Source organism: Citrobacter sp. Cpo074 (assembly GCF_030332745.1).
GTDB classification, from domain to species: Bacteria; Pseudomonadota; Gammaproteobacteria; order Enterobacterales; family Enterobacteriaceae; genus Citrobacter; species Citrobacter portucalensis.
Map to the genome: position 1 here is coordinate 611,370 of NZ_JAOWHG010000033.1, position 19,708 is coordinate 631,077.

The 19,708-nt window shown below is 51.3% G+C and carries 17 protein-coding genes and 6 tRNA genes; 13 read left to right on the top strand and 10 right to left on the bottom strand.

The features are described from left to right. The first annotated feature begins 315 nt into the window (after positions 1-315). The 3 genes from OGX83_RS17275 (at position 316) to OGX83_RS17285 (ending at position 3,932) form a co-directional block, all read left to right on the top strand. Positions 316-2,013 carry a sensor histidine kinase gene (locus OGX83_RS17275; RefSeq protein ID WP_008785387.1) on the top strand — a complete coding sequence of 566 codons (1,698 nt, stop codon included), beginning with the start codon at positions 316-318 and terminating at the stop codon, positions 2,011-2,013. A gap of 14 nt (positions 2,014-2,027) precedes the next feature. Next, positions 2,028-2,762 carry a LytR/AlgR family response regulator transcription factor gene (locus OGX83_RS17280; RefSeq protein ID WP_003834866.1) on the top strand — a complete coding sequence of 245 codons (735 nt, stop codon included), beginning with the start codon at positions 2,028-2,030 and terminating at the stop codon, positions 2,760-2,762. A 123-nt stretch (positions 2,763-2,885) separates the two neighbouring features. Further along, the gene (locus OGX83_RS17285) at positions 2,886-3,932 is read left to right on the top strand and encodes a hypothetical protein (protein WP_286588720.1); all 1,047 of its coding nucleotides are present in this window, start codon (positions 2,886-2,888) and stop codon (positions 3,930-3,932) included. Positions 3,933-3,934: 2 nt separating this feature from the next. Here OGX83_RS17285 and glk read toward each other — a convergent pair whose 3' ends face one another. Further along, the gene (gene glk / locus OGX83_RS17290; protein WP_003028256.1) at positions 3,935-4,900 is read right to left on the bottom strand and encodes a glucokinase; all 966 of its coding nucleotides are present in this window, start codon (positions 4,898-4,900) and stop codon (positions 3,935-3,937) included. 204 nt (positions 4,901-5,104) lie between these two features. On the opposite strand from glk, the gene OGX83_RS17295 reads away from it, so the two are divergent. Further along, positions 5,105-6,340, top strand: coding sequence for an ion channel protein (locus OGX83_RS17295; RefSeq protein WP_032944118.1), 1,236 nt, complete (start codon positions 5,105-5,107; stop codon positions 6,338-6,340). On the opposite strand, the gene OGX83_RS17300 is transcribed toward OGX83_RS17295, so the two are convergent. After that, entirely contained in the window at positions 6,341-7,993 is a 1,653-nt protein-coding gene (locus tag OGX83_RS17300) for an alpha-keto acid decarboxylase family protein (RefSeq protein ID WP_286588722.1), read from the bottom strand. It lies immediately after the preceding gene. Between the two features lie 182 nt (positions 7,994-8,175). On the opposite strand from OGX83_RS17300, the gene mgrA reads away from it, so the two are divergent. Both mgrA and ypeC read left to right on the top strand, forming a co-directional pair. Continuing rightward, the gene (mgrA, locus tag OGX83_RS17305; RefSeq protein WP_286588724.1) at positions 8,176-9,165 is read left to right on the top strand and encodes an L-glyceraldehyde 3-phosphate reductase; all 990 of its coding nucleotides are present in this window, start codon (positions 8,176-8,178) and stop codon (positions 9,163-9,165) included. 137 nt (positions 9,166-9,302) lie between these two features. Then, complete coding sequence (ypeC, locus tag OGX83_RS17310; protein WP_003834889.1) at positions 9,303-9,629, top strand: DUF2502 domain-containing protein YpeC; 327 nt, start codon at positions 9,303-9,305, stop codon at positions 9,627-9,629. A gap of 32 nt (positions 9,630-9,661) precedes the next feature. Here the strand turns inward: ypeC and OGX83_RS17315 are convergent, their stop codons facing one another. Both OGX83_RS17315 and OGX83_RS22900 read right to left on the bottom strand, forming a co-directional pair. Further along, positions 9,662-10,900, bottom strand: a complete 1,239-nt coding sequence (locus OGX83_RS17315; RefSeq protein WP_008785392.1) for an Nramp family divalent metal transporter — start codon at positions 10,898-10,900, stop codon at positions 9,662-9,664. Further along, positions 10,897-10,971, bottom strand: a complete 75-nt coding sequence (locus tag OGX83_RS22900; RefSeq protein WP_418219455.1) for a hypothetical protein — start codon at positions 10,969-10,971, stop codon at positions 10,897-10,899. The genes OGX83_RS17315 and OGX83_RS22900 overlap by 4 nt, the downstream gene beginning before the upstream one ends. Positions 10,972-11,244: 273 nt before the next feature. Between OGX83_RS22900 and nupC the strand changes: the two genes are divergently transcribed. Beyond that, positions 11,245-12,447: a nucleoside permease NupC gene (nupC, locus tag OGX83_RS17320; protein ID WP_003834893.1), complete on the top strand. Its 1,203-nt coding sequence runs from the start codon at positions 11,245-11,247 to the stop codon at positions 12,445-12,447. A 150-nt stretch (positions 12,448-12,597) separates the two neighbouring features. On the opposite strand, the gene OGX83_RS17325 is transcribed toward nupC, so the two are convergent. Further along, a tRNA-Ala gene (locus OGX83_RS17325) sits at positions 12,598-12,673 on the bottom strand. A gap of 42 nt (positions 12,674-12,715) precedes the next feature. Beyond that, a tRNA-Ala gene (locus OGX83_RS17330) sits at positions 12,716-12,791 on the bottom strand. Positions 12,792-13,012: 221 nt separating this feature from the next. Here OGX83_RS17330 and OGX83_RS17335 point away from each other — a divergent pair. Together OGX83_RS17335 and OGX83_RS17340 are read left to right on the top strand one after the other, a co-directional pair. Next, positions 13,013-13,375, top strand: a complete 363-nt coding sequence (locus OGX83_RS17335; RefSeq protein WP_003028277.1) for a YfeC-like transcriptional regulator — start codon at positions 13,013-13,015, stop codon at positions 13,373-13,375. 1 nt (position 13,376) lies between these two features. Beyond that, the gene (locus OGX83_RS17340) at positions 13,377-13,769 is read left to right on the top strand and encodes a MerR family transcriptional regulator (protein ID WP_003834896.1); all 393 of its coding nucleotides are present in this window, start codon (positions 13,377-13,379) and stop codon (positions 13,767-13,769) included. A gap of 56 nt (positions 13,770-13,825) precedes the next feature. Here OGX83_RS17340 and gltX read toward each other — a convergent pair whose 3' ends face one another. After that, positions 13,826-15,241 (bottom strand): glutamate--tRNA ligase, encoded by a 1,416-nt coding sequence (gene gltX / locus OGX83_RS17345; protein ID WP_008785393.1) that lies wholly within the window; start codon positions 15,239-15,241, stop codon positions 13,826-13,828. 258 nt (positions 15,242-15,499) lie between these two features. Between gltX and OGX83_RS17350 the strand changes: the two genes are divergently transcribed. From OGX83_RS17350 to OGX83_RS17365, 4 genes are all read left to right on the top strand, one after another. Beyond that, a tRNA-Val gene (locus OGX83_RS17350) sits at positions 15,500-15,575 on the top strand. 46 nt (positions 15,576-15,621) lie between these two features. Further along, a tRNA-Val gene (locus OGX83_RS17355) sits at positions 15,622-15,697 on the top strand. Positions 15,698-15,744: 47 nt separating this feature from the next. After that, positions 15,745-15,820, top strand: a tRNA-Val gene (locus OGX83_RS17360). A gap of 4 nt (positions 15,821-15,824) precedes the next feature. Continuing rightward, positions 15,825-15,900 (top strand) — tRNA-Lys (locus OGX83_RS17365). A 405-nt stretch (positions 15,901-16,305) separates the two neighbouring features. Here the strand turns inward: OGX83_RS17365 and OGX83_RS17370 are convergent. The 3 genes from OGX83_RS17370 to xapA all read right to left on the bottom strand — a co-directional run bounded on the left by OGX83_RS17370 (position 16,306) and on the right by xapA (position 19,435). Beyond that, a complete protein-coding gene (locus tag OGX83_RS17370) occupies positions 16,306-17,190 on the bottom strand; it encodes a LysR family transcriptional regulator (protein WP_048234780.1) in 885 nt (294 codons plus the stop codon). A 98-nt stretch (positions 17,191-17,288) separates the two neighbouring features. After that, on the bottom strand, positions 17,289-18,545 hold the full coding sequence (locus OGX83_RS17375) for a nucleoside permease (protein WP_003834901.1): 1,257 nt from the start codon (positions 18,543-18,545) through the stop codon (positions 17,289-17,291). 56 nt (positions 18,546-18,601) lie between these two features. Continuing rightward, positions 18,602-19,435, bottom strand: coding sequence for a xanthosine phosphorylase (gene xapA, locus OGX83_RS17380; protein WP_286588727.1), 834 nt, complete (start codon positions 19,433-19,435; stop codon positions 18,602-18,604). Positions 19,436-19,708 lie beyond the last annotated feature (273 nt).

Consider the following 19,708-nt stretch of genomic DNA (forward strand, 5'->3'; position numbering starts at 1 on the left):
TAGCCTGAATAATTTCCTTCTGTCGAGAGGCAAAACAAAATATTTTTTCCTGACGAAAAAGAGGAACAGCTGAGTAAAATGAGGAAATAACCATTTTCACAACCCGCCAAAAATTACCATCATTTAACATTTTGTTGTTAAATACATTACCTTGAACGCAGCACTCACAGGACAGGTATTGTAAATACAACAATCATGCAACAATCCCCTTTTAATATTATGGTTTTTCCCCATTAGCTCTGAACTGCGGGGGTGCTGGTCATCCTGCCTCAGGTTACCTATCATAGTGGTTTAACCCTTGCGCAAGAGTCACCCGTGCACGAAATATTCAATATGCTGCTGGCGGTATTTGACCGGGCAGCACTGATGCTGTTCTGTCTGTTTTTCCTGATTCGTATCCGCCTGTTTCGCGAACTGTTGCACAAGTCAGCCCACTCCCCAAAAGAGCTGCTCGCCGTTACCGCGATTTTCTCCATGTTTGCCCTGTTCAGTACCTGGTCAGGCGTACCGGTTGAAGGTTCTCTGGTTAATGTGCGTATTATCGCGGTCATGTCAGGAGGGATCCTGTTCGGTCCATGGGTTGGCATTATTACGGGGCTGATCGCAGGCACCCACCGTTACCTGATCGATATTGGCGGCGTAACTGCCCTACCCTGCTTTATTACCAGCATTCTGGCTGGCTGCATTGCCGGGTGGATCAACCGTAAGATCCCCAAAGCGCAGCACTGGCGCGCGGGTATTTTAGGCGGAATGCTGTGCGAATCACTGACCATGATACTGGTCGTCGCCTGGGCACCCACCACCGAACTGGGGCTGGATATTGTCTCAAAAATCGGTATTCCAATGATCCTAGGCAGCGTCTGTATTGGTTTTATCGTGATGCTGGTACAAAGCGTTGAAGGTGAGAAAGAAGCCAGCGCTGCAAAACAGGCCAAGCTGGCGCTGGATATCGCCAACAAAACGCTGCCGCTCTTTCGCCAGGTCAACAGCGAGTCGTTACGTCAGGTGTGCGAAATTATTCGCCACGATATCCACGCAGACGCGGTTGCCATCACCAATACTCAGCACGTTCTGGCCTATGTTGGCGTTGGAGAGATTAACTACCGCGATAACGATGACTTCGTCAGCCCCACCACGCAGGAAGCCATAAATCACGGTAAAATCATCATAAAAAACAATGATGAAGCACATCGCACCCCGGAAATTCACTCTATGCTGGTGATCCCGCTTTGGGAGAAAGGCGTCGTGACCGGCACGCTGAAGATCTACTACTGTCACGCTCATCAAATCACTTCCTCGTTACAGGAAATGGCGATCGGTCTGTCGCAAATCATCTCCACCCAGCTTGAAGTCTCCCGCGCAGAGCAACTACGAGAAATGGCAAATAAGGCAGAGCTACGCGCGCTGCAAAGCAAAATAAATCCCCATTTTCTGTTTAATGCCCTGAACGCGATTTCATCGTCGGTGCGGCTTAACCCGGACACAGCACGTCAGCTCATTTTTAATTTGTCGCGCTATCTTCGCTATAATATTGAATTAAAAGACGATGAGCAGATCGACATCAAGAAAGAGCTGTATCAAATCAAGGATTACATCACCATCGAACAGGCCCGCTTTGGCGACAAGCTGACCGTTATTTATGATATCGATGAAGAGGTAAGCTGTTTTATTCCCAGCCTGCTGATTCAGCCGTTGGTCGAGAACGCTATCGTCCATGGGATCCAGCCCTGCAAAGGGAAAGGTGTGGTCACTATCAGCGTTGCGGAGTGCGGCAACCGGGTACGGATTGCCGTACGAGACACGGGTCATGGTATCGACCCAAAAGTGATTGAACGGGTCGAGTCCAATGAAATGCCGGGCAATAAAATTGGTCTGTTGAATGTGCACCATCGCGTTAAGCTGCTCTACGGTGAGGGATTACATATCCGCCGTCTGGAGCCAGGCACAGAGATTGCCTTTTATGTACCTAATGTGCACTCGCCCGCAGCCGCGCCAACTACATTATTGCTTTAACCAGGAGTGAAGTCGTGAAAGTCATCATTGTTGAAGATGAATTCCTGGCCCAACAGGAACTGAGCTGGCTGATAAAAGAGCACAGCCAGATGGAGATTGTCGGCACGTTTGACGATGGTCTGGACGTGCTGAAATATCTCCAGCACAACCGCGTTGACGCCATTTTTCTGGATATTAATATTCCCTCGCTGGACGGCGTATTGCTGGCACAAAATATCAGCCAGTTCGCACATAAACCCTTTATTGTGTTTATTACCGCGTGGAAAGAGCATGCCGTTGAAGCCTTCGAACTGGAAGCTTTTGACTACATTCTGAAGCCGTACCAGGAATCACGCATTGTCAGCATGCTGCAAAAGCTGGAAGCCGCCTGGCAGCAACAGCAAACGGGAACGTCCCCTGTAAGTCCGGTGGCCCGCGAAAACGATACGATCAACCTGATCAAAGATGAGCGGATCATCGTGACCCCAATCAACGACATCTACTACGCTGAAGCGCATGAAAAGATGACGTTCGTCTATACGCGACGAGAATCATACGTCATGCCGATGAACATCAGCGAATTTTGCAGCAAACTGCCGGCTTCGCATTTCTTCCGCTGCCACCGCTCGTTCTGCGTAAATCTGAATAAAATCCGCGAGATCGAACCCTGGTTTAACAACACTTATATTCTGCGTTTAAAGGATCTGGAATTTGAAATCCCGGTTAGTCGGAGCAAAGTGAAAGAATTCAGACAATTAATGCATTTATAGTGCTGAAAAAGCGTGACGAATGGAAAGTACAGCGCACGCTTTCAGTCGTTTCCGCAACGAACGGGATAGCTGATCTAAGTTTGTAGTATATTGGTCGTCACTCTATTTTTTACAGGTGATGTCATGGCGAAGCTGAGCGAAAAATATCAACGTACATATCTACGCGAATACGCAAAAGAAGCGGAAAAAAATGCCCTGATATGGATAAGTACGGACGATTATTTAGCTGAGTGCCTAGATATTCATGAACAATGCCATCTGGATTATTCACTGCAACAACAGCTGAGTTCATGGCTTTTTATGCTGCGCATGAAGCGCAGCCCGGAGTTATTAGGATATAAAACCGCGATACAGTCAAATGATATGGAATCTCTACACTTATCCCTGCGACAGTCTGCGATGATTAAACATGTGACGCAGGGTGTGGACTCAGGCTGCGATCACAGTATTAATGTATGGACGACACTAGAGATTCTTGCCGCGGGTTTATTTGACCGAGTACCACTCTTATTGCCTGAAAAATTGGGTATGAGTGATAACGGTCACCCTGTTAACCTGGCCATGACGAATTTAATGATGGCGTTGTGGTACAAACGTGCAGACTTTGCAGTGGATGCCAGAAAAAGAGCGCAAAAGGTACTGACCACGAAGCAAACGGTAAGCGATATGTTCATCCTCAGCTATCTGATGGCGCTCCTGGATGAGGATGTGACAGAAGCAGGCACGCAACTCGATTTATATTGTAAAAGCGTGTCTGCATTGAGAGAACCAGGGCTCACTATGCCCCATAAAATGTTCTGGCCATACGCGCACGGGTTATACAACCTGGCTTATATTGTGTTGGGCAAAGATAAAGCCAGCGCGATGCCGAAACCAACCGCAGAGTGTTTTATGGACGATCTGGCGGAATGGCAAAATAAACATAACTATCGCCATGGCCCGCTATTTATAGAATACCCTAAACCAATTGACCTTATTAACACCCTGATCTCATGCACGCCGCCAGAATGTTGTTTGCATCAACCCTATCTGGATACCGATAAAAAATATAAAAACACAAGATACCTGCATGCCGATTTATTTGAACAACAGATGATCAAGATAATTTTAGAAAATATGAACAGCCAGAACGACAAGGCCGGAGAAGCGCTGAGCGCCATCCGGCCCTGACCTTACAAAATATGGCCCAGCGTCTGACGTAAATGCGCACCAGCGCCAAGTAGTCCAGGATTATCGTGCACGATCAGATACACCGGAATATCCTGCACGTAGGCTTTAAAACGGCCTTTATCTTCAAAACCACCGCGGAAGCCCGACGCTTTAAAGAAGTCGAGGAAGCGCGGCACAATACCGCCGGCGATGTACACACCGCCAAATGTGCCCAGCGTTAACGCCAGATCGCCACCAAAACGTCCCATGATGACGCAGAACAGCGACAGCGCACGACGACAGTCAATGCAGGAATCTTCCAGCGCCCGTGCGGTGATATCCTTCGGCTGCAGATTTTCCGGCAGGCGTCCGTCAGACTTGACGATCGCGCGATACAGATTCACCAGTCCCGGACCAGACAGCACGCGTTCTGCGGACACGTGACCTATTTCCGCGCGCAGAACCTCAAGGATAATTCCCTCTTCCTCGCTGTTAGGCGCAAAATCCACGTGGCCGCCTTCACCAGGGAGACTTACCCAGCGTTTATCCACGTGGACCAGATGCGCCACGCCAAGCCCGGTTCCTGCGCCATAAACCGCAATAGGTTTACCTTCAACAGGTTCCGCGCCACCAAACTGGATTAAATGCTCTTTTTTCAGCATCGGGATCGCCATCGACACAGCGGTGAAATCATTGATGATTTCCAGATGGCTGAAGCCCAGGTTTTTTTTCATCTCAGCAATAGAGAACGCCCAGGTATGGTTGGTCATTGCCACCCAGTCGCCGGTTATCGGACAGGCAATGGCAATACAACCATCTTCAACGCTAACGCTATGCTCATCCAGGTACACGCGCACCACCGCCTCCAGACTTGGATAATCCAACCCGGAATAGGTTTTTGCCTGCGAAATCTCGCCACTGGCAATATCGCACAGAGCAAGACGCGCGTTGGTGCCGCCAACATCCCCTACTAAAGCATATTTTGTCATTCTTCCACTGCTCCGCTAAAGTCAGAATAAATCTTTGCCACACTGTAAATTCATGGGGACATAACAACAACGGTCTGAAGGCTGATGCCCGTGGAAAATCGATCCAGATCACACAATTACTTTATCGTTTCAGCACCATTTGCAGCGATGTCGTCAGGCAGGCTGTGCAAACTATGTCTATGACTCTGTTTTAAGGAATAGAAAATGCTCCATCCGCGAGCCAGAACGATGCTCTTGCTATCAACCCCAGCGCTAATCATTGGCATAGCGTCCAGCCTGGTGTTGATCGTTGTGATGAAAGTGGCTTCCGTTTTACAGCAGTTTTTGTGGGAACGTCTGCCTGTTAGCATCGGTATAGCCCAGGACTCTCCGGTCTGGATTATCGGTATGCTGACACTCACGGGGATCATGGTCGGGTTAGTTATCCGTTACAGCCATGGCCACGCGGGCCCGGATCCGGCCTGTGAACCGTTAATTGGTATGCCGGTGCCAACGTCAGCAATACCGGGCCTGCTGGCAGCGCTAATCCTCGGCCTCGCGGGTGGCGTCAGTCTGGGTCCGGAACACCCCATCATGACCGTGAATATCGCACTGGCAGTGGCACTTGGTAGCCGCATGTTTCCGCGCATTGCCAAGCTGGACTGGACCATTCTCGCCTCTGCCGGCACCATCGGCGCGCTATTTGGTACCCCCGTTGCCGCCGCGCTGATATTTTCGCAAACGCTAAATAGCTCAAACGATGTGCCCTTGTGGGATCGCCTGTTTGCACCGTTAATGGCCGCCGCCGCGGGTTCGCTAACCACCAGCCTGTTTTTTCACCCCCATTTTTCACTGCCCATCGCGCACTACACGCAGATGCACTTGATCGATATCCTCAGCGGCGCGGTTGTTGCTGCCATCGCCATTGCCGCTGGGATGGTTGCCGTCTGGTGTCTGCCGCGTTTGCACCATTTAATGCATCGATTAAGACACCCGGTGCTGATCCTCGGGGCAGGCGGTTTTATCCTTGGTATTTTGGGTGTTATCGGCGGGCCGCTTACCTTGTTTAAGGGACTGGACGAAATGCAGCAAATGGCATTTAGCCAAACGCTGGGGACATCAGATTATTTCATGCTCGCCGTGATCAAACTAACGGCATTGGTGGTAGCAGCGGCGAGTGGTTTTCGCGGCGGACGAATCTTCCCGGCGGTATTCGTTGGCGTCGCGCTTGGCCTGATGCTGCACGCCCATGTTGAAGCTGTGCCGGCTGCCATCACGGTTTCTTGCTCTATTCTCGGGCTGGTGCTGGTCGTCACCCGTGACGCCTGGCTGAGCCTGTTTATGGCAGCAGTGGTGGTGCCAGATTCCACCCTGCTGCCGCTGCTGTGCATCGTCATGCTGCCCGCCTGGCTGCTGCTGGCAGGCAAACCGATGATGGTCGCTGAGCGCCCTGATAAATAGCTATCCGCCGTTGCGAGATTCCAGCGCACGGGTCACCGTGCGCAATAATTCAGGAAGATCGGCTTTCGGTAGCACCACCTCAATTAACGACAGTCGTTGCGGATGGGACAACCGGGCCAGCACCTCGTCCAGCTGTACCGCCTGCTTCACCCGCCAACATTCGGCCTGACATTCACGACTAAACGCCTGCGGCACCGACGTCCAGCTCCAGGCGGCGATGTCGTTATAGCGCTGATTTGCCCCGTGTATGGCCCGCTCCACGGTATAACCGTCATTGTTGAGCAGTAAAATAACCGGCGATTGCCCGTCTCTGAGCATCGATCCCAGCTCCTGAATGGTGAGCTGCGCCGCGCCATCGCCAATAATCAGGATCACCCGACGGTCCGGACAGGCCGTTTGCGCACCAAATGCCGCCGGGAGCGCGTAGCCGATAGATCCCCACAACGGTTGAACCAGTACTTCCGCCCCGCAAGGTAGTGAGAGCGCAGCCGCGCCAAAGGCAGCAGTTCCCTGATCGACGAGGATAATGTCATCAGGCTTCAGAAACTGCTGCACCGTGTGCCAGAAGTTTTCCTGCGTCAGTGGGCCCTTCTCAACCTGAACATGCCTAATTGGCGGACGTTCTGGCGGTAGAGAAAACGACATTTCCAGGCACAGCTCACGTAATGTGGTGACCGCCTGCTCCATCGGGATGTTAAACCAGTGGGATCCAATTCGTGACGCATGGGGCTGAACGTCAATGGTGCGATCCTGCGGTAGCTGTTGTGTAAACCCAGCAGTGAGGGTGTCGACAAATTGTGTGCCGACACACATTATCGTATCGGCATCTTCTATCGCCTGACGTACATAATCGCTGCTGGCTCCAGCGCTGTACGTGCCAACAAACGCCGGGTGACGCTCATCAAACAGTCCTTTGCCCATCAACAACGTGGCATGAGCCATCGGCGTTTCCACCATCCAGCGCTGTAAAACCGGCTGCAGGCCAAAACGCAGCGCGAGGAAGTCGGCCAGCAACGCTACGCGTGGGCTGTCCAGCAATCGTTCACGGGCATGGTAGCGAAACGCCTCTATCACGCTGCTTTCCGGCTCGCTCAGAGGAACAATCATAATATCATTCGGTGGCGTAGCAGGCTGTTTAGCCACATCAGCAGGCAGCATCAGATAGCCCGGCCTGCGCTCGCTGAGCATCATTCGCAACACACGGTCAATTTCATAGCAGGCATTTTGTTCATCCAGTATCGCGCTGGCCGTTGTTACTGCCTGCTGCATGCGGTAAAAATGCTGAAAGTCACCGTCACCCAAAGTGTGATGCATCAACTCTCCGCGACGCTGCGCGCCGCGACAGGGTGCGCCGACAATATGCAAAACAGGAACATATTCCGCGAAGCTACCCGCGATACCGTTAATTGCGCTTAACTCCCCCACACCAAACGTGGTGAGCAGCGCCCCAACCCCGGATACCCGGGCATAGCCATCTGCCGCATAAGCCGCATTCAATTCATTCGCACACCCGACCCAACATACGTTGGGATGTTCAATCACGTGGTCAAGAAACTGCAAATTATAATCGCCCGGCACACCAAAGAGATGGCCGACGCCACAGCCTGCCAGCCTGTCCAGCAGATAATCAGCAACGGAATACGGGGTTTGCATGACAGCTATCCTTCTGACGGTAACCTCATGTTGAGTATCGAAGAACTGTGATGACTGTCCAGGAAAGTCGCTGTGAAAGGGTGGAAAGCAGGATTTACAGTTTTGGCGGTTAAAATTCATTGAAGAATCGACGGTGTAACCGTATACACTGAAAGACACACGCATTGTGGAAGGGAGGTGACATGGTTTATCACGCAGATGAAAATCGTTATCAGACAATGGAGTACCGCCGCTGCGGTCAAAGCGGCCTTAAGCTCCCGATTGTCTCTCTGGGTTTGTGGCACAATTTTGGCGATACCACGCAGGTCGAGAACAGTCGCGCATTACTACAGCGCGCATTCGATCTGGGGATTAACCATTTTGATCTGGCAAATAACTATGGTCCACCGCCGGGTTCGGCAGAACGAAATTTTGGTCGGATCCTGCAGGAAGATTTTTTACCGTGGCGAGATGAGCTTATTATCTCCACAAAAGCGGGCTACACCATGTGGGAAGGTCCCTACGGTGACTGGGGTTCACGCAAATATCTGATTGCCAGTCTCGATCAAAGCCTGAAGCGTCTGGGGCTGGAGTATGTCGATATCTTCTACCACCATCGCCCCGACCCTGAAACACCGCTCAGGGAAACCATGCGCGCGCTGGATCACATCGTCCGTCAGGGCAAAGCGCTGTACGTCGGGTTGTCTAACTATCCAGCAGATCTTGCCAGGCAGGCGATTGAAATACTCGACGATTTAGGTACGCCATGCCTTATTCACCAGCCCAAATATTCCATGTTTGAACGTTGGGTCGAAGGCGGCTTGCTGTCGCTATTACAGGAAAAAGGTGTCGGCAGTATCGCCTTCTCACCGCTGGCTGGCGGACAGTTAACCGACCGCTATCTGAACGGCATTCCTGCGGATTCTCGTGCGGCAAGCACCAGTCGCTTTCTGAATCCGGACCAGATCACTCCACAAAAACTGGAAAAAGTGCGGGCGCTGAATGTGCTGGCAGAACGACGCGGGCAAAAGCTTTCCCAAATGGCGCTGGCATGGGTGTTACGGGATGACAAAGTCACGTCCGTGCTGATTGGCGCGAGTAAAACGGCGCAGATTGAAGACGCTGTCGGTATGCTGGCAAACCGTCGCTTTACGTCTGAAGAGTGCGCGGAGATTGATGCTATCCTGAGTTGATTGAAATAAAGACACATTTATTAACAAAAAGTGCTCTCACTTGCGATTTAAGAGTTAAGGCGATGAAACGGGGCTTTACTGCCCCGTAATATTACGTTAACAGGCCGGCTACGGCTCGATCGTGAAGGAGAGAAAACATGTTCAGGTCACTGATTCTGGCGGCAGTCTTATTGGCTTTTACACCGCTGGCCGCGAACGCTGGCGAAATCACCCTGCTGCCATCAATAAAGTTACAAATTGGCGATCGCGATAACTACGGTAACTACTGGGATGGCGGCCGCTGGCGCGACCGGGATTACTGGCACCATAACTATGAGTGGCGCAAAAATCGCTGGTGGCGTCATGACAACGGCTACCATCGTGGCTGGGACAAACGCAAAGCTTATGAGCGTGGTTATCGTGAAGGCTGGAACGATCGTGACGACCACCGCGGTCGCGGGCGTGGCCACAAACATCATCATTAATGTAACAAAAGGGCCAACGGGCCCTTTTGTTTTTACAAACCGAGTGCAGTTCCTACCAACAGCCAGATATTAAGCGCCACCACCAGTACAACAATCACCCAGCCTACCTGTTTTACCCAACGGGTATTCACCAAATCGCCCATCAGCTTACCGTCACTGGTAAAGATCAGTAGCGGCACCAACGCCAGTGCAATACCAAAACTGAGCAATACCTGGCTCATCACCAGAATACGCGTCGGATCCAGTCCCATCAAAATCACAATAAATGATGGCATCATGGTGACGGTACGGCGTACCCAAAGCGGAATGTGAAAGCGGATAAACCCTTGCATCACCACCTGCCCGGCCAACGTACCGACCACGGTAGAAGAAAGTCCCGCAGCCACCAGGCTTAAACCGAATACCGTCGCCGCAGCGTGACTCAACAGCGGTTCAAGTGTCAGATACGCTTGATCGAGATCGGCAATACCGGTATGCCCGCTAAAGTGAAATGCAGCGGCAGCCGTCGCCATCATCGCAAGATTGACAAATCCAGCAATCGTCATGGCGATTGCCACATCCCATTTCGTGGCCGCATAGCGCTGTTGACGTGTTCCGCCGTGCAGATGCTGAGTTAAGGAAGAGTGCAGATAAATGACGTGTGGCATGATAGTCGCGCCGAGCACGCCAGCCGCCAGGAACACCGCTTCGGAATTAGGCAGGCTCGGGATAACCATTCCCTTGCTAAGTTGCGCGAAGTTCGGCTGGGAAAAGATCAGTTCCACAATGTAAGCCGCAGCCACAAACAGCAGCAAGCCGCCAATCACTTTTTCCAGCGGTTTTTGCCCACGGCGCTGCAACATCAGAATCAAAAAAGTCGCGATACCGGTGAGCACGGCCCCCTGCAATAACGACACGCCGAGGATCAATTTGAAACCAATCGCGGCGCCAATGAATTCAGCAAGGTCTGTCGCCATGGCGATAATTTCGGCCTGCACCCAGTAGAACCACACCACCGGACGAGGATAGTGATCGCGAATTTGCTCCGCCAGGTTTTTACCCGTGGCAATACCCAGCTTTGCCGACAGCACCTGAATCAGCATTGCCATCAGATTTGCCCAGACCACCACCCACAACAGTTTATAGCCAAAGCTGGCCCCTGCCTGGATGTTGGTGGCGAAGTTGCCCGGATCGATGTAGCCGATCGCCGCGATGAACGCAGGTCCCATTAATGCGAGCTTCAACTTGCGCGCTGCCCGTCCACTGCTACTCTCAACGCGATCGTTAGTCATTTTAGTGCCTCAGAAACATAGCCTTTGCTATGTTTCAAGCTACGCCTATTGAGAATGATTATCAAATTCATTTTAATGGGTGAAGTTGATTTCTCTGATAGCGTTTGTCTATGGATCGATAAGGATTCTGGAAATACCGGTGAGATGTTTAATTACTGTTATGAGATTAGCACAATGACATAACTTTTCACTTCCATACTAAACATAACAGAAGTGTATCACCGATCACTAATTTTGAATCTCGTCACAGGTCCTTATTATAGTGTGTGTTTGATCTCGTTTTCTTTATGGTTGTTACATAGAATGTGCACGAAAACTAAACCTGCCTCATATTTGGAGCAAATATGGACCGCGTTCTTCATTTCGTCCTGGCCCTTGCCGTGGTTGCGGTACTCGCACTGCTGGTAAGCAGTGACCGTAAAAAAATCCGCATTCGTTATGTTATTCAATTGCTTGTTATTGAAGTGTTACTGGCATGGTTCTTCCTGAACTCTGATGTCGGTCTGGGCTTCGTGAGAGGCTTCTCCGAGATGTTTGAAAAACTCCTCGGATTCGCTAATGAAGGGACAAACTTTGTCTTCGGCAGCATGAACGACAAAGGCCTGGCATTCTTCTTCCTGAAAGTGCTGTGCCCAATCGTATTCATTTCCGCTCTTATCGGTATTTTGCAGCATATCCGCGTTCTGCCGGTTATCATCCGCGCGATTGGTTTCCTGTTATCCAAAGTGAACGGTATGGGCAAGCTGGAATCCTTCAACGCCGTCAGCTCCCTGATCCTGGGTCAGTCCGAGAACTTTATCGCCTATAAAGATATTCTCGGCAAAATGTCTCGCAACCGTATGTACACCATGGCTGCAACGGCGATGTCGACCGTTTCCATGTCTATCGTCGGCGCGTACATGACCATGCTGGAACCGAAGTACGTGGTTGCGGCGCTGGTTCTGAACATGTTCAGCACCTTTATCGTGCTGTCGCTGATCAACCCGTACACCGTTGATGCCAGCGAAGAAAACATTCAGATGTCTAACCTGCACGAAGGCCAGAGCTTCTTCGAAATGCTGGGTGAATACATCCTGGCAGGTTTCAAAGTGGCAATTATCGTTGCGGCGATGCTGATTGGTTTCATCGCGCTGATCGCAGCCCTGAACGCCCTGTTCGCCACCGTGACCGGCTGGTTTGGTTACAGCATCTCCTTCCAGGGCATCCTGGGCTACATCTTCTACCCGGTTGCATGGGTAATGGGTGTGCCGTCCAGCGAAGCGCTGCAGGTGGGCAGTATCATGGCAACCAAACTGGTTTCCAACGAATTCGTTGCGATGATGGATCTGCAGAAAATTGCCGCCACGCTCTCTCCGCGTGCAGAAGGTATCCTGTCCGTGTTCCTGGTCTCCTTCGCTAACTTCTCTTCCATCGGTATTATCGCCGGTGCGATTAAAGGTCTGAACGAAGAGCAAGGTAACGTGGTTTCCCGCTTCGGTCTGAAGCTGGTGTACGGCTCTACGCTGGTGAGCGTACTGTCTGCATCTATCGCCGCACTGGTGCTGTAAGCGTAAAACAACGTCGTATTGATAAGACCGGGGAGATTCTTCTCCCCGGTTTTTTTATGCCTGCTATTCAGCAAACCGAAGAGATACAGGGTAAGAACAGGTAGGATACAGAAACAAAAAACCCCCGCTTTTCAGCGAGGGTTTCAATTTTGGTGGAGCTAAGCGGGATCGAACCGCTGACCTCTTGCATGCCATGCAAGCGCTCTCCCAGCTGAGCTATAGCCCCACGATGCTATTACGTACGTACCAAATTTATTGGGATTAAATTTGGTGGAGCTAAGCGGGATCGAACCGCTGACCTCTTGCATGCCATGCAAGCGCTCTCCCAGCTGAGCTATAGCCCCATTACGTAAAGCTTGTCGAGTTGACGGGCGGCATCATATGAATTCCCTTCGCGTGTGTCAACGGCAAAATTAACTCATAGAATTCAATCGCTGAAAAAGCAGTCAAATGAAGAACATTGCGTAACAACTCGCATTCAGTAGTTAAACGCGTCACGGTTTCTACTAAAATGGTGCTATAAAATGAGCCACTAATTAACCCCACGACTATTCAGGGAATCGTTATGTTCAAGGAACGGATGACGCCAGAAGAACTTGCTAATCTGACCGGATACAGCCGACAGACCATCAATAAATGGGTGCGCAAGGAGGGTTGGGCTACATCACCAAAACCAGGCGTACAGGGCGGTAAAGCGCGTCTGGTTCACGTCACCGAACAAGTTCGTGAATACATTCGCAGTGCTGAGCGTTCAGCCGAAGGTTTATCAGATAATTTATCGTTATCCGGCGATACCTCTATCGAAGCTCTACTGATTAGGCTCGCCAAAGAGATGACTCCGTCAGAACAAAAAATGTTTACGTCACTGATCCTGCGTGAAGGCATTACGGGTTTGTTACAACGCTTAGGGATCCGCGACAACAAATAATATGAAAAAATTACGCAGCAAAATGACGACCGAAGAACTGGCGGAATGTCTCGGGGTTGCCAAACAAACCGTCAATCGTTGGATCAGAGAACAAAACTGGACCACCGAAAAGTTTCCCGGCGTTAAAGGGGGTCGTGCAAGGCTGATCCATATCGACTCCAGCGTCCGTACGTTTCTGCTCAATATTCCGGCTTTTCGCAAAGTCCCTGAAATTTATCAGGCTGAGGAACCGCTGGCAGAATATACCCACGTGGTGCGTAGCCACGCCTGTCGCCAGATAATTAGCGCACTGGACAACATGTCCCCAACGGAACAAGAAAAGCTGGCAATGTATATTTCGCGCGAAGGTATTCGCACTTTCCTTACCCGTCTGGGTATTGATGAGTCTGAATAACAGGCAAAAAAAACGGCAGGATGCGCTCCTGCCGTTGTTTCATCGCTCAACCGGTCTTACTGCTGGCTTTCACGCTCAGCAATAAACGCCAGCGCTTTATTAATACGCTCAATGCTGCGTGATTTACCAATCGCATGCACCGTTACGTCTAACGCCGGAGACTGACCCGCGCCGGTTACGGCTACGCGCAGCGGCATCCCAACTTTACCCATACCCACTTCCAGCTCATCAGCGGTTGCCTGAATCGCGTGGTGCACGTTTTCTGCCGTCCACTCGCTGATAGCAGCCAGCTTATCGCGAACCACTTCCAGCGGCTGACGCGCTACCGGACGCAGGTGTTTCTTAGCTGCATCCGCGTCGAACTCAGCAAAGTCTTCGTAGAAGTAGCGGCAGCTCTGCGCCATCTCTTTCAGCGTTTTGCAGCGCTCACCCAGCAGTTTAACCAGCTCAGACAGCTGCGGGCCGACGCGAGTATCGATATTTTCCTGCTCAATGTGCCATTGCAGATGCGTTGCCACATATTCAGGTGCCAGCGAATTAATGTAGTGATGGTTCAGCCACTGCAGTTTTTCGGTGTTGAACGCACTGGCAGACTTGCTCACCGCACCAAGGGAGAACAGTTTGATCATCTCTTCACGGGTGAAGATTTCCTGATCGCCGCTGGACCAGCCCAGACGCACCAGATAGTTCAGCAGCGCTTCCGGCAGGTAACCGTCGTCGCGATACTGCATAACGCTGACCGCACCGTGACGTTTAGAGAGTTTTTTACCGTCGTCGCCGTTGATCATCGACACGTGTGCATAAACCGGCACCGGCGCATTCAGCGCTTTCAGGATGTTAATCTGACGCGGAGTGTTGTTGATATGGTCTTCACCACGAATAACGTGAGTGATTTCCATATCCCAGTCGTCGACCACAACACAGAAGTTGTAGGTCGGGGAACCGTCAGTACGGCGGATGATCAGATCGTCCAGCTCCTGGTTGCTGAATTCGATCGGCCCACGGATCTGGTCGTCAAAAATAACGGATCCATCCTGCGGGTTGGCAAAACGCACCACGCATGGTTCATCAGCAGCATGATGTTCATGCCCGTGGCGGCAGCGACCGTCGTAACGTGGCTTCTCACCGTTTGCCATCTGCTCTTCGCGCAGTGCGTCCAGACGCTCTTTGGAGCAGTAGCATTTATACGCGGTACCGGCTTCCAGCATCTCATCAATCACGGCATTGTAGCGATCAAAACGTTTGGTCTGGAAGTACGGGCCTTCATCCCATTCCAGATTCAGCCAGTTCATGCCATCCATAATGGCTTCAATAGCTTCCGGAGTGGAGCGTTCGAGATCGGTGTCTTCAATACGCAGCACAAACTCACCGTCATGGTTACGTGCAAAAAGCCAGGAATATAGAGCAGTACGCGCACCACCGACGTGCAGGTAACCTGTCGGGCTTGGCGCGAAGCGAGTTTTGATTTTCATGAAATGGCCTTACGTTTATAAAGATGCCGACAACCGGCAAATCCTGGAAAGATTATCAGGCTCGTATTCTATCACTGTGGTCTGATTCCTCAATGTTGTTCAGGTTGGAACATCACGCTTTGCCATTTTCGTATACAAATCATGCCGCATGGATTGATTTGCGATCGTTTTGTTTAAATTTACGACGAACGAACAAATTCTTTAGAAAATGCGTTGACTCATTTTCAACTCTCCCTATAATGCGACTCCACACAGCGGGGGTGATTAGCTCAGCTGGGAGAGCACCTCCCTTACAAGGAGGGGGTCGGCGGTTCGAACCCGTCATCACCCACCAACTACTTTATGTAGTCTCCGCCGTGTAGAGTAAGAAATTGAGAAGTGGGTGATTAGCTCAGCTGGGAGAGCACCTCCCTTACAAGGAGGGGGTCGGCGGTTCGATCCCGTCATCACCCACCACTTTCTCGCCAGCTGGATTTCTTACAATAAAATTGAAGTACCGAAGTGGGTGATTAGCTCAGCTGGGAGAGCACCTCCCTTACAAGGAGGGGGTCGGCGGTTCGATCCCGTCATCACCCACCACTTCGGGTCGTTAGCTCAGTTGGTAGAGCAGTTGACTTTTAATCAATTGGTCGCAGGTTCGAATCCTGCACGACCCACCAATGTAAAAAGGCGCCCTAAAGGCGCCTTTTTGCTATCTGCGATTTATAAGATTCGAACCTGCATCGCCTGATGCGCTACGCTTATCAGGCCTACAGACAATACCCCACACCTAGGCCGGATAAGACGTCAGCCGCCATCCGACACAGACAACACTACACGCGTAGGCCGGATAAGACGTCAGTCGCCATCCGGCGCAGACAACACTACACGCGTAGGCCGGATAAGACGTCAGTCGCCATCCGGCGCAGACAACACTACACGCGTAGGCCGGATAAGACGTTAGTCGCCATCCGGCACAGACAATACCGCACACGTAGGCCGGATAAGACGTCAGTCGCCATCCGGCACAGACAATACCGCACGCGTAGGCCGGATAAGACGTCAGTCGCCATCCGGCACAGACATCACATCGTCAATGCCGCTACCAGTTTCTCCAGCGCGGGTGTCGCCTGCAGTTGGTCATACACAATATACAAATCCGCCGGAATACGTTCCTCTAACGGTCGAAATACCACTCCAGGCCAATTCATCTGCGCATAGCTGTCAGCAATTAATGTAATACCAATCCCCATGCTGATCATCGCCAGCACCGTTTGCGGCTCCCTCACCTCACGAATAATCATCGGGGAAAATCCAGCACTCAGGCAAACTCGCTGCAAAAATGCCCAGTCAGTATGAATGGAAGGCATTGTGACAAAATATTCATTTCTCAACGCCTCCAGCGGTATGGACTCACAGGCAGTAAGAGGATGTTCTTCCGGCATGGCAACCAGAAAAGAGGACTCATGCAAACGCAAACTGGTAAACCCGGGAGAAAGCTCCGTAGCCATCCGCCAAATTCCCGCATCCAGTTCACGCCGTTCCAGCATCGTCATCTGCATCGCGGGCATGTTCTCGCGAAACAGCACCTCAACATTGGGATTATCCTTCATAAAACGCCGCATCACCGGACGCATTTTTCCCCACATCGCTGTACCGATAACGCCAAGCTCAATTCGCCCTGCCTCACCACGACCAATTTGCTCCACTCTCGCCAGCGCCTGATTAGCACTGGATAACAGTCGGCGCGACTCTTCCATCAATATCTTTCCCGCGTGAGTTAACGCCACGCTGCGGGAATGACGGATAAATAGCAAAGTGCCGAGCTGTTGCTCCAGCTCTTTAATATGGGTACTGAGCGGCGGTTGCGACATATTCAGGCGAGCAGCAGCACGTCCAAAATGCAGTTCTTCTGCGACAGCAAGAAAATAACGCAGTAACTTCAGATCGATGCGGTGCGTGCGTTCCATGGATAATGCGCTCCTGAAATAAGGATAATGCGCAAAGTTACCACATTGCCTCGCAGAAAATGAAACGGCGGGTATCAGAACCCGCCGCCAATGGAGTGTTAATGTGCCGGTGATTTCTGTGCCAGTCGTTCAGGCTCATGCTTGTACTTAAAGAACAATGCAAAGATAACCGCCAGAGCCAGCGCATACGCGGCAAACACCAGCCAGATAGTTTGCCAATCCTTGACGCCATCGACAGAAAAATAGTCCACCGCCATACCACTCAGAATTGATCCCACCCACGCGCCAACGCCGTTTACCATCGTCATAAACAGCCCCTGCGCGCTGGCGCGAATGTTAGAGCTAACCTCCTGCTCGACAAATACCGATCCCGAGATATTGAAGAAATCAAACGCACAGCCGTAGACGATCATCGACATCAGCAGCAGCACAAAACCAAACGGCGACGGATCGCCAAAGGCAAAGAAGCCAAAGCGCAGCGTCCATGCCAGCATGCTCATCAGCATCACCGTTTTAATGCCAAAGCGTTTAAGGAAGTACGGAATAGTGAGAATAAAGCCCACCTCCGCCATCTGTGAAACGGAAAGCAATATGGAGGGGTACTTCACCACAAAGCTGTCGGCAAATTCCGGGTTACGGGCAAAATCATGCAGGAACGGATTGCCAAAGACGTTGGTGATTTGCAACACCGCCCCCAGCATCATCGCAAACAAAAAGAAGATTGCCATCTGCGGTTTTTTAAACAGAACAAAGGCGTCCAGACCGAGCTTGCTGGCAAGCGTGGTGTTTGCTTTCTTCTCAGCAACCGGGATTTTCGGCAACGTAAGTGCATACAGAGCCAGCAGCAGCGATGCGCCTGAAGCGATATACAACTGCGCGCTGCTCAGTTCCAGTCCCATCAAACTGACTGTCCACATCGCCACAATAAACCCAATGGTGCCAAATACACGAATTGGCGGGAACGCGGTGACCGGATCCTGACCTGATTGCGCCAAGCACGAGTATGAGACGCTATTCGATAACGCAATCGTCGGCATATACGCCATTGCGTTAACCAGCATCACCCAAAACATGGTCTGCGGATCGGTAACGGTTGTGGCATATAGCAACACGCCCGCACACACCAGATGACAAAGCATATAGGCGCGCTCGGCGCGTAGCCATTTATCGGCAATGATGCCCATAATGCCCGGCATGATAATCGCCGCCAGCCCTTTCGAACTGTAAATCATACCGACGTTCGCGCCGGTAAAATCCAGGGTATTAATCATGTAGGAACCCAGGGTTACCAACCAGCTTCCCCAGATGAAATATTGCAAAAACGACATGAGCTTTAAGCGAGATGCGATACCCATTTTTCCGTTCCTTGCCATAAAGTAAGACCCCGCAAGCGGGGTCATTTTTTAGTTATTCAGGCCAGTTTGCGCAAGAATCCGCAGATCAAATTGATGAAATTCTGCCGGGAGAGTTCCGCCGCAGCCAGCGTCTGCGCGTGAGATAATTTAACATCACCCAGACCTTCCGCCAGGTTGGTGATGGCCGCCACCGCAACCACTTTCAAACCGCAGTGGCGCGCAGAGATAACTTCAGGCACCACCGACATCCCCACCACGTCGCCACCGATAATTTGCATCATGCGGATTTCTGCCGCGGTTTCAAAGTTCGGCCCCGGATAAGAGACAAAAACCCCTTCACTCAGCGGGAATCCTTCCTCAGCGGCAACAGTTTGCAGGATCGCACGGTAGTCAGCATCATAGGCATTCGCCAGTGAAAAGAATCGCTCGCCAAAACGCTCATCGTTTGGCCCTACCATCGGCGTACCCGGCATCGTATTGATGTGATCGCTAAGCGCAACGAGGCTACCCGGTCCGACTTCGGGACGCAAAGAGCCTGCAGCATTGGTGCAAAACAGCAGCTCACAGCCCAGCAGCTTCAGCGTACGAATGGCGTCCGTCATCACCGTCATACCGCGACCTTCATAGAAATGTCCACGTCCTTTCATACAGGCCACCGGAATTCCCGCCAGATTTCCCAACACCAGTTCACCAGCATGACCGTGTACGGTACTCACCGGGAACCCTGGTAGTTTCTCGTAAGAGATGGCAACCGCATCCTCAATTTGATCCGCCAACGCCCCCAGGCCTGAGCCGAGGATAAAGGCTACGCGCGGCGTAAAATCCGGTTTGTTACCACGAATGATATCAGCGCTATACCAGGGATTTTGCGAGAAAAGAGAGTGGCTCATGAGATGTCCTTAATACTGAGTAATCGAAATAACGTAGCGTACCGCATTGTTATAGCGAGACTACGCAATCGATTACCAATACCGTTTATCCCGATAACCGATAGTAAATCGGTATAGATGGCATGTGCTAAATCGGCCTGAACTCACATTTTTTTTCTGCCAGAAATGGCAAGGAGTACCAACACATCAGGAATTCGTCAGACGAGTGGGCTGACAAAGCCCGCCTTGCAAATGACTGACTAACATTTGTTGATTATTAATAAGCGAAAGCAG

Excerpts from the sequence above, each read along its gene's own strand:
- ypeC (WP_003834889.1), top strand. The coding sequence starts at position 9,303 with ATGTTCAGGTCACTGATTCTGGCGGCAGTCTTATTGGCTTTTACACCG.
- OGX83_RS17315 (WP_008785392.1), bottom strand. The coding sequence starts at position 10,900 with ATGACTAACGATCGCGTTGAGAGTAGCAGTGGACGGGCAGCGCGCAAG.
- mgrA (WP_286588724.1), top strand. The coding sequence starts at position 8,176 with ATGGTTTATCACGCAGATGAAAATCGTTATCAGACAATGGAGTACCGC.
- OGX83_RS17340 (WP_003834896.1), top strand. The coding sequence starts at position 13,377 with ATGAAAAAATTACGCAGCAAAATGACGACCGAAGAACTGGCGGAATGT.
- OGX83_RS17295 (WP_032944118.1), top strand. The coding sequence starts at position 5,105 with ATGCTCCATCCGCGAGCCAGAACGATGCTCTTGCTATCAACCCCAGCG.
- OGX83_RS17370 (WP_048234780.1), bottom strand. The coding sequence starts at position 17,190 with ATGGAACGCACGCACCGCATCGATCTGAAGTTACTGCGTTATTTTCTT.
- nupC (WP_003834893.1), top strand. The coding sequence starts at position 11,245 with ATGGACCGCGTTCTTCATTTCGTCCTGGCCCTTGCCGTGGTTGCGGTA.
- gltX (WP_008785393.1), bottom strand. The coding sequence starts at position 15,241 with ATGAAAATCAAAACTCGCTTCGCGCCAAGCCCGACAGGTTACCTGCAC.
- OGX83_RS17335 (WP_003028277.1), top strand. The coding sequence starts at position 13,013 with ATGTTCAAGGAACGGATGACGCCAGAAGAACTTGCTAATCTGACCGGA.
- OGX83_RS17285 (WP_286588720.1), top strand. The coding sequence starts at position 2,886 with ATGGCGAAGCTGAGCGAAAAATATCAACGTACATATCTACGCGAATAC.
- OGX83_RS17300 (WP_286588722.1), bottom strand. The coding sequence starts at position 7,993 with ATGCAAACCCCGTATTCCGTTGCTGATTATCTGCTGGACAGGCTGGCA.
- OGX83_RS17375 (WP_003834901.1), bottom strand. The coding sequence starts at position 18,545 with ATGGGTATCGCATCTCGCTTAAAGCTCATGTCGTTTTTGCAATATTTC.
- glk (WP_003028256.1), bottom strand. The coding sequence starts at position 4,900 with ATGACAAAATATGCTTTAGTAGGGGATGTTGGCGGCACCAACGCGCGT.
- xapA (WP_286588727.1), bottom strand. The coding sequence starts at position 19,435 with ATGAGCCACTCTCTTTTCTCGCAAAATCCCTGGTATAGCGCTGATATC.